The sequence below is a fragment of the Streptomyces sp. NBC_00597 genome, from assembly GCF_041431095.1.
In the GTDB taxonomy this organism is placed as follows: domain Bacteria; phylum Actinomycetota; class Actinomycetes; order Streptomycetales; family Streptomycetaceae; genus Streptomyces.
This window is the reverse complement of sequence record NZ_CP107757.1, coordinates 5,356,608-5,370,314: the sequence shown is the minus strand read 5'-3', so window position 1 is coordinate 5,370,314 and position 13,707 is coordinate 5,356,608. Positions and strand designations below refer to the sequence as shown.

The following is a 13,707-nucleotide window of genomic DNA, read 5'->3' as shown; positions in this document are numbered from 1 at the left end:
CTCCCCGTTCGGTCCCTGATCGCCAAGAGCACCTTAGAGCCGTCACCGGCCCGTCGGGGCGGATCCGGCCGGCTCGAACCCGGCGGGCACCTGCTCAAGGGCCTGCGGGTCGGGGCCGAGGACGTCGCGGTCGGCAGGCCGAGCCGGGTGTCGACGACAGGGCTCGCGGGCGCCACGTGCGCGCTCCGCCGAATGGGGTACTCCGCATTCCCGTCCGATGGTCGGAAAAGCGAAAAGAGGGGGGAATTCCCGGGAAACGGCATATCCCCCGCGACCGGAACCCTGGCTACCGCCCGTTAATCGATCCGGGGATGCGATCAGACGCGCGCGCCGTCACCGTTCAGCAGCTCCACGGCGACATCCTCGGGATAGCCCGTGGTCGCTCCCGTACGTCGCGCGAATTCCCTTACACCGGCCAACTGTTCGGGCCCGAAGCGGAAGTCGAGCGTCGTGAAGTACCGCTGCAACAGATCGGCGTCGAAGGCCTCCCAGCGGGCCGCCTGCTCGGCGACCTTGGCGACCTCTTCGAGGGAGAGGTCACGGGAGTCGAGGAAGGCCTCGTGGACCTTGCGGACGACGACCGGCTCGCGGGCGAGGTAGTCCTTGCGGGCGGCCCAGACGGCGAAGACGAACGGCAGTCCGGTCCACTCCTTCCACATCAGCCCCAGGTCGTGGACGTCGAGGCCGAGCCGGGGCGCATCGTGCAGCGAGGCGCGCAGCGCGGCGTCCCCGATCAGCACGGCCGCGTCGGCCTCCTGCATCATCAGGCCCAGGTCGGGCGGGCAGGTGTAGTAGTCCGGCTCGACCCCGTACCGCTCGGAAAGCAGCAGCTGGGCGAGGCGTACGGACGTGCGGGAGGTCGAACCGAGCGCGACCCGGGCCCCGTCCAGCTGGTCCAGCGGCACCTGCGAAACGATCACGCAGGACATCACCGGGCCGTCGCAGCCGACCGCGAGATCGGGGAACGCGACGAGCTGGTCGGCATTGCGGAGGAACTCCACGAGGGTGATCGGACCCATGTCGAGCTCCCCCTGGACGAGGCGCTCGCTCAGCTTCTCGGGGGTGTCCTTGGTCAGCTCCAGGTCCAGCAACGTGCCGGTTCTGGCCAGCCCCCAGTAGAGGGGAAGGCAGTTCAGGAACTGAATGTGGCCGACGCGGGGCCGGCTGCGATAGACGTCCACATCGCGAGACTAGCCCCCGCGTCTCCGTCAGCCTTCAGGCGGGCCTCAAACGTCCGAGTGACGTGATCTTTCCCTCTGGTCTCCGCCGCAGGGTGCGTGCTAGGCTCGTCGCAAGTTGCAGTTTGGTTTCCCTTGCAGTACGAGGCCTGCGGAGAATGTGACCCGCAGGCTTTTGTAGTTTTCAGACTTCTTAGCAGGTTCTGGAGCAGGGCGACCCTTTGGCCCATAGGAGGGCTCATGGCTACCGGAACCGTGAAGTGGTTCAACGCTGAAAAGGGCTTCGGCTTCATCGCCCAGGACGGCGGCGGCCCGGATGTCTTCGTCCACTACTCCGCGATCAACGCCTCTGGCTTCCGCTCCCTGGAGGAGAACCAGATGGTGAACTTCGACGTCACGCAGGGTCCGAAGGGCCCGCAGGCGGAGAACGTCACCCCGGCCTAGTCGCCTGGGCCAACCTAATCGCGGTTGGATAGCAGTACCCAAGGAGCCCTGCCTCCTCCGTTCACTCGGAGGCGGTGGGGCTCCTGCCTTTCCCCTCCCGGAGTGGGGGACGGGGCGAACGCCATCGCCCCCGCCACCGTGAACACGGTGACGGGGGCGATGGCGTTCGCGGGCGAGCCCGCGGGGACGGGCTACCGGAACCCGGCGGCTCGTCCCGACCGCATCACTGCTTGCCGGCCGTCGTCGACGTCGGCGTCGGCGTCGGCGTCGGCGTCACCGGGGGCGTCGGCGTCACCGGGGGCGTCGGCGTCGTCGTAGGGGCGGCCGTGATCTTGAGGTCCAGGATCAGGACCACGTTGTCCTTCGTGATCAGGTGGAGGCGGTACGTGCCCGGGGCCACGTCCGTGGTGAACAGCTCCGGCAGCGCGATCTTGCCGTCGGCGCCCGTCGGGGCGAGGAGCAGGCTGGTGACCTTCTTCCCGTCCTTGTCCTTGAACCAGGGGCCCTTGGACTTCGCCGGGTCCACCGGCACCCACGCGCCGGCCTCGTTCTGCTCGACCAGCCCGGCGGTGACCTGCGTGCCCTCCACCGCCTTGTCCTTGGCGGTGGCCGTGACCTCCACACCGGTGAAGCTCTTGCCCGCGACGACCTCCAGCGGCTTCGCCGCGTCGGCGTCGGTACGGGTCAACTTGTCCGCGACCGGGGCCGGCTTCGCCGTGACGGTGCCGGTGAAGTTCACCGTGAGCTGGGCGGCGGTGTTGTAGGCCGCGACCCGCAGGGTGAAGCCGCCCGCCTTGGCTCCGGCCTTCAGGCCGGGCAGGGTCGCGACGCCCTCGGAGTCGGTGTCGACCACGAGGAAGGTCTTGCCCTCCGCCCCGATGGAGGAGCCCGTGGTGTCGTCCTTGAGCTCGAACAGGATCGGCTTGGCGGCGGCCGGCTTGCCGTCGCTGAGCAGCGCCTTGATCCGCGGGGCCGTGGCGAACGCGGACCCGGCTTCGGCCTTGAGCTCCGCGCTGCCAACCAGCTCCAGCTTGGCCAGGGTCGGGGCCGGCGGCGTCGGCTTCTGCGGCTCGGTCGGCTTCTGCGGCGTGGGCGTCGGCTTCGGGGTCGGATTCGGCTTCGGGGTGTGCGACGGCGTGCTCGGGCTCGGCGTGGGCAGCGTCGTCGTGGGCGGCGTCGGGTAGTTCCCGACGGGCGGGTTCGGCACTCCGGCGGCACCGTTCTGGTACTGGTGCATGTACCCGACCACGGTGTTCACGTACTCGCGGGAGTTGTTGTAGCTGAGGATCGCCCGGTCGAGCTGCGCCTCGTCCGAGAGGTTCCGGTCGCCCGCGCACAGGTAGAGGCCGGCGCCCAGCGCCGCGTCGTAGATGTTGTTCGGGTCGCGCTTGGAGTCCCCGTTGCCGTCGGCACCCCACTTCTCCCAGGTGGAGGGGATGAACTGCAGCGGGCCGACGGCGCGGTCGTAGACGGCGTCACCGTCGAACTCGCCCTTGTCGGTGTCCTTGATCTCGGCGAAGCCGTTGCCGTCGAGGCGCGGGCCGCGGATCGGCTTCTCGGTGTAGCCGTCGGCCTTGAGCCCGTAGCCGGAGGCGTGCACGGACTCGACCCTGCCTATGCCGGCGAGCAGCTGCCAGGGCAGCTTGCAGCCGGGAAGCGCGGCGGCCACCGAGAGCTCGGCGCGCTTGTAGGCGTCGAGTGCGGTCGCGGGGATACCGCTGGCGCCCTCGGCCGCGCCCGTGCCCGTGGTGGGCGGTGCGGCCGGGTCGGCGAGCGGGTCGGGCAGGTCGAGGCGGGCGTCACCGCGGTCGGTGGCCTGGGGGCTGTCCGGGGTCGGTTCGGACTCCCCCGCGTCGGCGGTGGACGTGTTGGTCACCACGGCGGCGGTCGTCAGGCTGGCCGCGAGCGCGGCCGTGCACAGGACCTTGCGCGAGGTGTTGACGAGGTGACGGTGAAGCGGCTTCACAGTTCGGCGATCCCCCCAAGGCGGCCGACAAGGTATACGGCGGGTCGAGCCGTGGATATTCACTGTCTATCAGGTATTCCGACGCGACTCGCCGCTACCCCGACAGATATGACACACCATTCGTCTCGGCTTCACCGGGTCCTCACGACCGAACGGACAACATCCGCCGTTGCGCGCCGGAAAGACCCCAATGAACCCTGGTTTGACCGTGATTGCGCTTTGGGGCCGGATTCACTCTCCCGCGTCCGCCCGAGCATGGGCGTGGACCCGCTGCAGCAGCGCCTGCAGCGTGGCCCGTTCGGCCGCATCGAGCGGGGCCAACAGACGGTCGCCGACGGCCTCGGTCTCCGCCGCCAGTTCGTCCAACAACAGCCGGCCCGGCTCGCTGATGCTCGCCAGGACGCGGCGCCGGTCGGCCGTGTCGCGCTCCCGCCCGACGTATCCGAGCCGGGCGAGACCGTCGAGGACCTTGACCACGTCGCTCGGGTGCACGTCGAGCCGCTCGGCGAGATCGCGCTGCGGCTGCGGCCCGTGATCGTCGAGGGCGGCGAGCACGGCCATGTCCCACAGCCGCAGCCCGTGCGCGGCGAGCCGGTCACCGACGAGGGTGCGGGCCTCCTTGCCCACCGTGGAGAGCAAGTACGGGGTGAGGGAGGTCAGTCGGGGCGTCGAGAGCGGCAGCATGGACACATTGTAGGGTGACACCAATCATTGGTTCCCACCTACTGATTGACGGAGCCCGCCATGGACGCCCTGCATCCCCGACTCCTCGTCGCCCGCTTCGGCGAAACCTTCCGCTTCTACGACGCCCTGCTCCCCGAACTGCTCGGCGCGACGCGCACCCGCGGCGGCGGCGACGGCCCGTACGCCTCCTGGGACGTGGCCGACCAGGGCGTGCTCTCACTGTTGGACCGCTCGGCGATGGCCGCCACGGTGGCACCGCTGGACACCGCCACCGCCTCCGCCACCGCCTCCGCCTCCGCCTCCGCCTCCGCCTCCGCCTCCGCCGACCGCAGCATGCTGGTCAGCCGCGTCCCCGACGTGGACACCGCGTACGCCGCCTGCCTGGCCCGCGGCGCCACCCCGGCGGCCCCGCCCGCCGACCGCCCGGAGTGGGGCCCGACCCTGCGCAGCGCCCACGTCCGCGACCCCGAGGGCAACCTGTGGGAGCTCCAGTCGTACTAGCGGGCCGCCCCGCGTCGCACCCGTGCGCGGGGTACCCCGGTCACTAGGGTCATCGCCATGACCACCGATCCGATCCGCGTCCCCGACCTGTCGGACCGCCCCCACCGGCTGACCGTCGAACGCTCGATGATCGCCGGCGAGCACACCCTGTACGCGGGCTGGACCGAGGAGTTCGACCGCTGGTTCGCCGCACCGGGCTCGGTCCTGATGAGGGCCGAAGTGAACGCGCCGTTCTTCTTCGAGACGGAGTTCGCACCGGAGCCGGGGGCCACGCCGACCAGACACCCGCATTACGGGCGCTTCCTGCGGCTGGTCCCCAATCGCCTCGTGGAGCTGACGTGGGTGACGGGCCGGGGCGGCACGGAGGGAGCCGAGACGGTGCTCACCGTCGAGCTCCTCCCCCACCCCATCGGCACGCACCTGCGGCTGACCCACGCCGGCTTCCTCGACGAGGCCTCCCGCGACAACCACGAGGCGGCCTGGCAACAGATCCTGGAGCGCCAGGACGAGGCCCTCACGGGCTCCGACTGACTCCGCCCCCGGCCCCTCCCCCGGGCGGGGGAGGCACATCGCCCCCGCGGCGGACGTGCGGGCCACCCCCACTCGCGAGGATCGAGGGGACCGCACGGGCCCGTGGACACACGGCCCCGGCCCCTCCCCGATCCGGACGGAGCACCACCGCCATGCGCCGAAGGACCCTGCACGTCGCCGCCCTCCTCGCCCTGGCCGCGGCCCTGACCGGCACGACGGCCACCGCCTCGGCCGCGACCCCGCCGCCGCCCCCGGCCGCGGAGAGCACCGCCCGCCTCAAGGGCTCGGCCCACCTCGACTACCCCGTGGCCAACGAGGAGATCCGGGTCAGCGTCGACGCCCGCGCCACCTTCACCAAGGACAACCCCTGGTACCCCACCAAGACCGAGGGCACCTTCCGCCTCTCGCACACCATTCCCCAGCCGGACGGCTCGTCGCGCACCTACTGGGCCGAGATGGAGGTCGACTGCCTGACGACGGGTGGCCCCAACGCCACGGTCACCGGGCGGATCGTGGCCGCCAGCAACAATCCCGGCGATCCCTTCCCGGCCATGCTGAAGGACCACGTCCGCCTGGGCATGAGCTTCTACGTGCCCGGCAAGGGCGCCGCCGGCCCCGCCCGCGTCGGACTGTCCGGTGCGGCGGACATGACCCTGTCCAAGTGCATGGCACCGGCCCCGTTCGACAAGGTCGTGAGCGGCGGCTTCACCCTGAAGTCGTGATCTGACCCCCGCGTGCAATGTCACTGATTTCGGTCATCCCCTCACCCAGCGTGTCGGACCCGCCGTACGCTTTTCGGTATTGCGTGTACGGCCCGTACGGACGAGGGCGGTTCAGCCTGTGAACGACCTGTCAGACCGCGAGGAACAGCCGGAGCGACCCATGGAGGTCGACGGCACCACGTACCTCTTCAAGGCGCTCGGAAAAATGATCAAGGCGCTCCGAGAAGCGGCGGGCCTCCAGCAGAAGGAACTGGCCGCACGGGTGCGGGTGAGCGAGGAGCTGATCTCCTCGATCGAACGGGGAGTACGCACCCCCCAGCCGGACTTCCTGGAGAACACCGACCGGGCGCTGTGCGCCAACGGGGTCCTGCTGGCGGCGATCCCGGAGGTAAAGGAGGCCCTGAAACGCGCCCGCACCCGGCATCCCGACTGGTTCCGCAAGTTCGCGGAGGCGGAAGCGGCGTCGGTGGCCCTGCATTACTACGGCCATCAGGGTGTGCCTGGCATGCTTCAGACGGAAGCCCACGCGCGATCCATCTTCGTGAAACGCCGCCCCCTCCTATCCGAGGAGACCATCGAGAAGCGCGTCACGGACCGGTTGGCTCGCCAGCAGATCTTCGAGCAGTGGCCTTCGCCCACCTTCAGCTTCGTACTCGACCACAGCCTGCTGATGCGCCCCGTCGGCGGCCCGGCAGCGCACGAAAAGCAGCTGCGCCGCTTCATCGAGATCGGCAGCCTGCGCACCGTCGAACTCCAGGTCATGCCGTTTGACCGGCGCGAACATGCCGCGATGGGAGGCTCGTTCACCCTCCTCACCCCCAAGGGTCGCCAGCAGGTCGCCTACACCGAGAGCTACGGCCACCCCAACCTCATCACCGATCCGGAACAGGTACGGATCTACGCGGAGCGCTATGGGATCATCCGGGCACAGGCGCTGACGCCGGATGAGTCACTGGCTCTGATCGAGAAGATGCTGGGAGAAAGATGAATTCCACCGACCTGGCTTGGTTCAAGAGCTCCTACAGCGATGGCGAGGGCGGCGAGTGCGTCGAAGTCGCCTTCGACTGGCGGAAGTCGAGCTACAGCAGCGGCGAAGGCGGCCAGTGCGTCGAGGTAGCCGCCTGCGCGAGCACCGTCCACGTCCGGGACTCCAAGGTGACCTCAGGGCCCGAGATGGCCGTGGCGCCGACCGTCTGGGCCGCGTTCCTGGGTGGCATCAGCCTCTAGCCGACGGTGTGGCCCAGGGCACCCCCGTGCGCGCCCTGGGCCGGTCCGGCTAGATGTTCTTCAGGTAGCCGCTCTTGAACCCGTACGCGTTGGCCTTGACCTGGTGCCGCTTGTCGATCTCGATGCCGAAGCCCCGGTAGATGATCGAGCCCTCCCAGATCACCTCGCCGATGGCGGTACCGCTGGCCAGCTGCGCCTTCGGGACGCTGTGGCCGATGGACACGGCGGCGTTGTAGTTGCGCTTGGCGCAGTCCGCGTGGTCGACCTTCGTGATGGACGAGCCGTTGGTGTAGTAGTTCACCCACAGGCTGAGCTTGGTGACCGTGACGCCGAGGATCTTCTGCTTCACGGAGTACGTGGTCTCCCACCAGCCCCGGGAGAGCTTGCCGCCGGCCGCGACCCCGTCGACATCGGCGTCGGGCTTGAAGGTGGCGTCGCTGTCGGCCTGGATCTGAACGTCGCCGTCCTTGAGGTTCACGAGCGAGTGCACGGACTTCCCGGCCTCGGGAACGTCGGCGGCCTCCTGGAGCAGCGCCTTGAGGTTCTCGGGGTCCTCGGTGTAGTCGAGGAACTTGATCTTCTTGTCGTGCGCCAGCGCGTCGAACTCCTTGAGGGTGGCCGCGGCCTCCGGCTCGGTGCTGTTCTTCAGGCTGTTCTCGTAGGAGGCGATGCGCATGCCGTCGCCGGAGATGATCGAGGCGTTGGCGGTTCCCGTACCCAGCAGTGCGGCGGCGGCGAGGCCGACGAAGGCCGTGGTGGCGAGGCGGCGGGTGGTGGCCATGGACATGGGTGACTGACCCTCTCGGGTTGGGGGGTGGCTTGGCTTGGTGCGGCGTCAGTCAACCAGCGGACCAAGGGCTTCCGGCTCAAGGGTTCCTCAGAACTCGATCATGAAGGGGAGCCTTTGCCTCCAGGCTCAACTCGCCCTCAATTTACCGCCGTTGCACCTATCTTGACGTAACGTCAGGCATTGGAAGCCCTCGCCGCGTCCGACAGGATCCGGGCCAGTTCCGCCGGCGCCGAGAACATCGGCCAGTGCCCCGTCTCCATCTGCACGAGGCTCCACCGCTCGCCCTCCAGGAGCCCCGTCACCACCGGGCCGGGGTCCTCACCGTCCAGCAGGCACTTCACGTACAGCGCAGGGAGTTCGGGCAGCGCGCCCGTGAGCTCCGCCGGTTCCGTGAGGGTGGCGCCCGGGTGCGGGGTCGAGCCCGACACGATGCGGTCGATCTGCTCCGCGTCCAGGCCCTGGCCCGCGTAGTCGTCGGCGGTCAGCGGGGGCCAGGAGCCGCCGTGGGCGTCGATCTCGGCCTGCACCGGCCACGCGTCCGAGAAGGACTTGCCGTCCACCGGGACGTTGGCGTCCACGAACACCACCCGGGCCAGCCGGTCCCCCATCCGCTCGGCGGCCTGGCCGACCGGGATGCCCGAGTAGCTGTGGCCGACGAGGACCACCTCGCGCAGGTCGAGGCGTTCGACCTCGGACACGATGTCCCGGACGTGCGTCTGCTGTCCGGCCGGTTCGCCCTGCCGCTCGGCCAGGCCGGACAGCGTCAGCGGATGGACGCCGTGCCCCGCAGCGCGCAGCCGCTCGGCCACCTCCTCCCACGCCCACGAGCCGAGCCATGTGCCTGCCACCAGTACGTAGTTCGTCATGGCGGCACCGTAGCCCGGCCCACTGACAACGACGCCCCGGCCGTCAGTCCCCGTACAGCGCGTCGATCTCCGTCGCGTAGCGCTGCGCCACCGCCGTGCGGCGGAGCTTGAGGGTCGGGGTCAAGGTGCCCGCCTCGACGGTGAAGTCCTCCGGCAGGACGTGGAAGGCGCGGATGCGGGCCGGGCGCGAGACCGTTCCGTTGGCCGCCGTGACCGCCTCCTCGACCAGGGCGCGGACCGCCGGGTGGGCGGCCGCCCGGGGCAGGTCCAGGTCGAGGCCCTCGCGCCGCGCCCAGGCCGTGATCTCCTCCGCGTCCAGGGTGATCAGGGCGACGGGGTGGGGCCGGTGGTCGCCGATCAGGACCGCCCGCGACACGTACCGGGAGCGCTGGACGGCGAACTCGACCTCCGTCGGCGTGATGTTCTTCCCCGCCGAGGTGATGATCAGCTCCTTCTTGCGGCCGGTGATCGACAGGAACCCGTCGGCGTCCACCTCCCCCAGGTCCCCGGTGTGCAGCCAGCCCTGCGCATCCAGCGCCCGCTCCGTCGCGGCCGGGTCCGCGTGGTAGCCCGGGAAGACCATCGGGCCCCGGACCAGGACCTCGCCGTCCTGCGCGATGCGGACCTCACAGCCCGCGATGGGCCGGCCGACCGTGCCGGGGCGCACGGCCCCCGGGTGGTTCAGGCTGATCAGCCCGGCGGTCTCGGTCATCCCGTAGCCCTCGTAGATCGCGATCCCGCAGGCCCGCAGGAAGTCCATGGTCGCCGGGGCGATCGGCGCCGCCCCGGTCACCGCCTGGTTCAGCCGGCCGCCGAAGGCGCCCCTGACCAGCGAGTACAGGTTCTTCTCCGCCTCCTCGTACGCCGGCCGGTCGGACTCGGGCAGTCGTCCCTCCGCCGCCAGCACCCCGAGCCGCACCGCCTCCCGGAAGCGGTCCGCGCCGCCCTCCTGGGACTCGGCCAGCGACAGCACCACCGAGTGCACCTTCTCGAACAGGCGCGGCACGGACGGCAGGTGGGTGGGCCGCGCCTCGCCCAGCTCGGACAGCACGTCCTCGATGCGGCCGCCGAAGTAGCACAGCTCACCGCCCTCCAGCAGGGTCGTGAACTGGATCAGCTGAGCCAGCACGTGCGCCAGCGGCAGGTACAGGTAGGTGGAGTCGCCCGGTCCGCCCTGGATCAGCGGGAGCGTCGCGTCCTGGATGGCGCCCGTGTTGCCGTGCGTGATGCGGCAGCCCTTGGGCAAGCCCGTCGTCCCCGAGGTGTAGACGATCGACGCGTCCGCCTCCGGGGCCACCCGCCGGGCCCGCTCCAGGAGTTCCGCCTCCGGAACCCGTTCGAGGCCCGCCGGCGCGTCCGTGCCCGTCAGCGCGTCCATCCGTACGACCGCGCGCAGCGCCGGGAGCTTCGCCCGCAGCGCCTCCACCCGGTCCGCCTGCGCCGCGTCGTCGCAGACCACGGCCACCGCCTCCGAGTCCGCAAGCACCCAGGCCAGCTCCTCCTCCCCCGCCGTCGGGTACACCGGTACGAGGACCGCGCCCGCCGCCAGGATCCCGAAGTGGGTGTACGTCCACGCCGGCCGCGTCTCGGCCAGGACCGCCACCCGCTCGCCGGGACCGACCCCCAGCGCGAGCAGCGCCCGACCCGTCCGCCGTACCGCCGCGCCCAGCTCCGCGTACGTACGGGTCTCCCACCCGCCGTCCGGCGACCGGAACCGCAGCGCGGTCTCCTGCCCGTACCTGTCCTCGGTCCACTGGGTGAACACCGCCAGCGTGTGCGGCCGACCGTCCATGGCTTCCCCTCCCGGGATGGGTGACCCCCGACGCTAGGCAGCTGCGGACGCCGATCGGCATGACCGGAAGCGTCAGCCCCGCTGACCCCAGCGCTCATTGGGGCTACCGTCGAACCCATGGGGAGGCGGACGATCACCGTGCACCATGTGCGTGCCCTGCTCGCGGGGGCGGCGCGGGGCGGCATCGACACCGTGCCACTGCTCCAGGAGGCGCAGATCCCGCCGCTGCTGCTCGGCGACGACCGGGCGCGGATCACCCCGGCGCAGTTCGCCCGGCTGTTCCGGGCGCTGTACCGGACCACGCAGGACGAGTTCCTCGGCTTGTCGGCGGTACCGAGCCGCCCGGGCACCTTCGCGATGATGTGCCACGCCTCGCTCGGCTGCCGGGACCTCGGCGCCGCGGTGGAGCGGGCCGCGACCTTCTACGGCCTGTTCGCGGGCGGCCCGGAGCTCGCGCTCGAAGTGAGCGGCTCCGAGGCCCGGTTCACCGTCCGCAACGACTTCGCGCGGGACGAGCAGCGCTTCCTCACCGAATGCGTGCTCGCCATCTGGCACCGGCTGAGCAGCTGGCTGATCGGCCGCCGCATCCCCCTCGCGCACGCGGCGTTCGCCTATCCCCCGCCGCCGCACGAGGCCGAGTACGAGATCCTCTTCGACTGCCCGGTCCGCTTCGGGGCCGACCGTACGGGCGCCGCCTTCGACGCCCACTGGCTGGCCGCACCCCTCGTACGGGACGAGGCCTCGCTCGACGAGATGCTGCGCCGGGCCCCCTTCGACCTGCTGTCGCGCCCGGCGTACGGGACGACCGTCTCGGAACAGGTCCGCCGCGCCCTCGCCCGGCAACTGCGCAGCTCCCCGCGGCTGCCGGCGCTCGGGGAGGTCGCGGCACGGCTGGCGGTGTCCCCGGCGACGCTGCGGCGCCGGCTCCAGCAGGAGGGGACCTCGTTCCAGCAGCTGAAGGACCACGTACGGCGGGACGCGGCGATCGCGGGCCTGGCGGAGGGCAACGAACCCATCGCCGAACTGGCGGCCCGCCTCGGCTTCTCCGAGGACACCGCCTTCCACCGCGCGTTCCGCCGCTGGACGGGCACGACTCCGGGCGCGTACCGCGTCGCGTCGGGCCCCGCGCAGGACGACCTCGTGGAACGCTGGACGGCAGAGTGACGCGCGTCACTCACCTCCGCGCCGCCGTCCTGTCACATCCGGTCCGCGCGTTCCGTCAGTGCTGTGTAACGGTCGATACGACAAGGAGTCCACGATGGAAGCTCGCCTCAACTTCTACGGCAACGCGGTGGCCGGCAAGTTCGCCCGGTACATCAACTCGGCAGGCAAGGTCGTCAGCGACTCGACCCTCCCGGCCGCCACGCAGGAGCTGGTGAAGATCCGGGCCAGCCAGCTCAACGGCTGCGGCTTCTGCCTCGACATGCACACCAAGGACGCCACGCACGCCGGGGAGACGACGCTCCGCCTGAACATGGTCGCGGCCTGGCGCGAGGCGAAGGTCTTCACCGACGCCGAGCGGGCGGCCCTGGAACTCACCGAGCAGGGCACCCGCATCGCCGACGCGGCGGGCGGGGTCACGGACGAGGCGTGGGCCGAGGCCGCCAAGCACCACGACGAGGACCAGCTGGCGGCATTGGTTTCGCTGATCGCCCTGATCAACGCCTACAACCGGATGAACGTGATCATCCAGCAGCCGGCCGGCGACTACCAGCCGGGCCAGTTCGGCTGACCCGGCCGCCGGAGCCGCGGGAGGACTAGGGGATGTTGGCCGTCGACTCGCAGTTGACGGCGACATCGGCGGTGCCGGCCTGACCGTCGCAGGCGTCGGTGTTGGGGCCGCCGTCGAGGAAGTCGTCCGCCGGGCCGGCGAAGATCGAGTCGTCGCCGGCCCGGCCGCGGAGCTGGTCCCGGCCGCCCGCCGTGCCCGCGGTCGCGTCCCCGTCGAAGTTGGAGTTGTCACCGAAGAGCGTGTCGTCGCCGCCCCCGCCGTCGATCTGGTCGTTTCCGGCCGAGGTGACGGAGTCGTCGCCGACGGAGCTGTCGCCGATGAGGATCTCGGCACCGGAACCGCCGGTGATCCGGTCGTTGCCCGCGCCCCTGGCCCGCCCGCCGTCGGGGTCGCCGATGTTGTGGTCGCCCAGGGCGAAGACGCCGCCGTCGACACCCATGTCGATCTGGTCGTTGCCGCCGCTGCCGACGGCTCCCGCGACGCCCTCGCTGTCACCGACGACGTTGTCCCCGGTGCCCGGGCCGGCGCGCAGGACGTCGTTGCCCGCGCCCGTGCCCGTCCCCTGGAAGGGCGAGGCGGAGTCCCCGAGCAGGCCGTCGTCGCCGTTGCCGCCGTCCAGCAGGTCGTTGCCGCCGCCGGTGGCGTCGCCGCCCAGGGCGACGCTGTCGCCGGTCATGTGCTCGTCGTCGCCGTCGCCGCCGAACATGCGGTCGTTGCCGCCACCCCGGGCGGTCCCGGCGTCATCGCTCTCGGAGTCGCCCACCATGAAGTCGGCGCCGGCCCCGCCGTCCAGCAGGTCGTTCCCCCCGCCCACGGCATTCCCACTGGCGGTGAACGAGTCGCCGACCATGTCGTCGTCGCCGTCGCGCCCGCGCAGCTCGTCGTGGCCGCCGCCGGTGGCGTTGCCGGAGGCGACGGCCGCGTCGCCGCGCATGACGTCGTTGCCGGCGCCGCCGTCGAGCCGGTCGTTCCCGGCACCGCCGACCAGCTGGTCGTTGCCGCCGAGCCCGCAGATGAGGTCGTTGCCACCGAGCCCGTTGACGGTGTCGGCGGACGCCGAGCCGACGATGACGTCATTGCCGGGCGTCCCGTTGATGACGCCGGTGCCGGTGATGGTGGCGGCGACCCCGAAACAGGTCACCGGGGCGGCGGCACCGGCCGCCGGGATCCCCAGGCCGAACAGCGCGGCAGTGACGACACCGGCCGAGATGATGCGTGCCATGCAAGTCCTCCGAGGGTCCGTAACGGCATCGCAGGGAGTACTGCCACACTCG

General features: G+C 71.0%; 15 protein-coding genes. 8 read left to right on the top strand and 7 right to left on the bottom strand.

Annotated features, from left to right (window positions below; genetic code table 11):
- Positions 1 to 317: 317 nt before the first annotated feature.
- On the bottom strand, positions 318 to 1,181 hold the full coding sequence (locus OG974_RS24405; protein WP_327284811.1) for a menaquinone biosynthesis protein: 864 nt from the start codon (positions 1,179 to 1,181) through the stop codon (positions 318 to 320).
- A 237-nt stretch (positions 1,182 to 1,418) separates the two neighbouring features.
- Here OG974_RS24405 and OG974_RS24400 point away from each other — a divergent pair, with 237 nt between their 5' ends.
- Positions 1,419 to 1,622 carry a cold-shock protein gene (locus tag OG974_RS24400; protein ID WP_030162033.1) on the top strand — a complete coding sequence of 68 codons (204 nt, stop codon included), beginning with the start codon at positions 1,419 to 1,421 and terminating at the stop codon, positions 1,620 to 1,622.
- 223 nt (positions 1,623 to 1,845) lie between these two features.
- On the opposite strand, the gene OG974_RS24395 is transcribed toward OG974_RS24400, so the two are convergent.
- Both OG974_RS24395 and OG974_RS24390 read right to left on the bottom strand, forming a co-directional pair.
- Positions 1,846 to 3,588 (bottom strand): lytic transglycosylase domain-containing protein, encoded by a 1,743-nt coding sequence (locus tag OG974_RS24395; protein ID WP_371644475.1) that lies wholly within the window; start codon positions 3,586 to 3,588, stop codon positions 1,846 to 1,848.
- A 231-nt stretch (positions 3,589 to 3,819) separates the two neighbouring features.
- Entirely contained in the window at positions 3,820 to 4,272 is a 453-nt protein-coding gene (locus OG974_RS24390) for a MarR family transcriptional regulator (RefSeq protein ID WP_327284809.1), read from the bottom strand.
- Positions 4,273 to 4,332: 60 nt separating this feature from the next.
- Here OG974_RS24390 and OG974_RS24385 point away from each other — a divergent pair, with 60 nt between their 5' ends.
- The 5 genes from OG974_RS24385 (at position 4,333) to OG974_RS24365 (ending at position 7,253) form a co-directional block, all read left to right on the top strand.
- A complete protein-coding gene (locus OG974_RS24385) occupies positions 4,333 to 4,773 on the top strand; it encodes a VOC family protein (RefSeq protein WP_371644473.1) in 441 nt (146 codons plus the stop codon).
- Positions 4,774 to 4,830: 57 nt separating this feature from the next.
- On the top strand, positions 4,831 to 5,304 hold the full coding sequence (locus tag OG974_RS24380) for an SRPBCC domain-containing protein (RefSeq protein ID WP_371644471.1): 474 nt from the start codon (positions 4,831 to 4,833) through the stop codon (positions 5,302 to 5,304).
- Between the two features lie 152 nt (positions 5,305 to 5,456).
- Positions 5,457 to 6,026 carry a hypothetical protein gene (locus OG974_RS24375; protein ID WP_327284806.1) on the top strand — a complete coding sequence of 190 codons (570 nt, stop codon included), beginning with the start codon at positions 5,457 to 5,459 and terminating at the stop codon, positions 6,024 to 6,026.
- A gap of 160 nt (positions 6,027 to 6,186) precedes the next feature.
- Positions 6,187 to 7,014, top strand: coding sequence for a helix-turn-helix transcriptional regulator (locus tag OG974_RS24370; RefSeq protein WP_328763361.1), 828 nt, complete (start codon positions 6,187 to 6,189; stop codon positions 7,012 to 7,014).
- The gene (locus OG974_RS24365) at positions 7,011 to 7,253 is read left to right on the top strand and encodes a DUF397 domain-containing protein (protein ID WP_328763360.1); all 243 of its coding nucleotides are present in this window, start codon (positions 7,011 to 7,013) and stop codon (positions 7,251 to 7,253) included. Before OG974_RS24370 ends, OG974_RS24365 begins: the two co-directional genes overlap by 4 nt.
- A gap of 49 nt (positions 7,254 to 7,302) precedes the next feature.
- On the opposite strand, the gene OG974_RS24360 is transcribed toward OG974_RS24365, so the two are convergent.
- The 3 genes from OG974_RS24360 to OG974_RS24350 all read right to left on the bottom strand — a co-directional run bounded on the left by OG974_RS24360 (position 7,303) and on the right by OG974_RS24350 (position 10,701).
- A complete protein-coding gene (locus tag OG974_RS24360; protein ID WP_327284804.1) occupies positions 7,303 to 8,040 on the bottom strand; it encodes a hypothetical protein in 738 nt (245 codons plus the stop codon).
- Between the two features lie 176 nt (positions 8,041 to 8,216).
- Entirely contained in the window at positions 8,217 to 8,909 is a 693-nt protein-coding gene (locus tag OG974_RS24355; RefSeq protein ID WP_327284803.1) for an alpha/beta hydrolase, read from the bottom strand.
- A gap of 43 nt (positions 8,910 to 8,952) precedes the next feature.
- Complete coding sequence (locus tag OG974_RS24350) at positions 8,953 to 10,701, bottom strand: long-chain fatty acid--CoA ligase (RefSeq protein ID WP_327284802.1); 1,749 nt, start codon at positions 10,699 to 10,701, stop codon at positions 8,953 to 8,955.
- A gap of 117 nt (positions 10,702 to 10,818) precedes the next feature.
- Here OG974_RS24350 and OG974_RS24345 point away from each other — a divergent pair, with 117 nt between their 5' ends.
- Positions 10,819 to 11,865, top strand: a complete 1,047-nt coding sequence (locus tag OG974_RS24345; RefSeq protein ID WP_327284801.1) for an AraC family transcriptional regulator — start codon at positions 10,819 to 10,821, stop codon at positions 11,863 to 11,865.
- A gap of 94 nt (positions 11,866 to 11,959) precedes the next feature.
- Positions 11,960 to 12,433, top strand: coding sequence for a carboxymuconolactone decarboxylase family protein (locus OG974_RS24340; RefSeq protein WP_327284800.1), 474 nt, complete (start codon positions 11,960 to 11,962; stop codon positions 12,431 to 12,433).
- A gap of 25 nt (positions 12,434 to 12,458) precedes the next feature.
- Here the strand turns inward: OG974_RS24340 and OG974_RS24335 are convergent, their stop codons facing one another.
- Complete coding sequence (locus tag OG974_RS24335) at positions 12,459 to 13,655, bottom strand: calcium-binding protein (RefSeq protein ID WP_328763358.1); 1,197 nt, start codon at positions 13,653 to 13,655, stop codon at positions 12,459 to 12,461.
- Positions 13,656 to 13,707 lie beyond the last annotated feature (52 nt).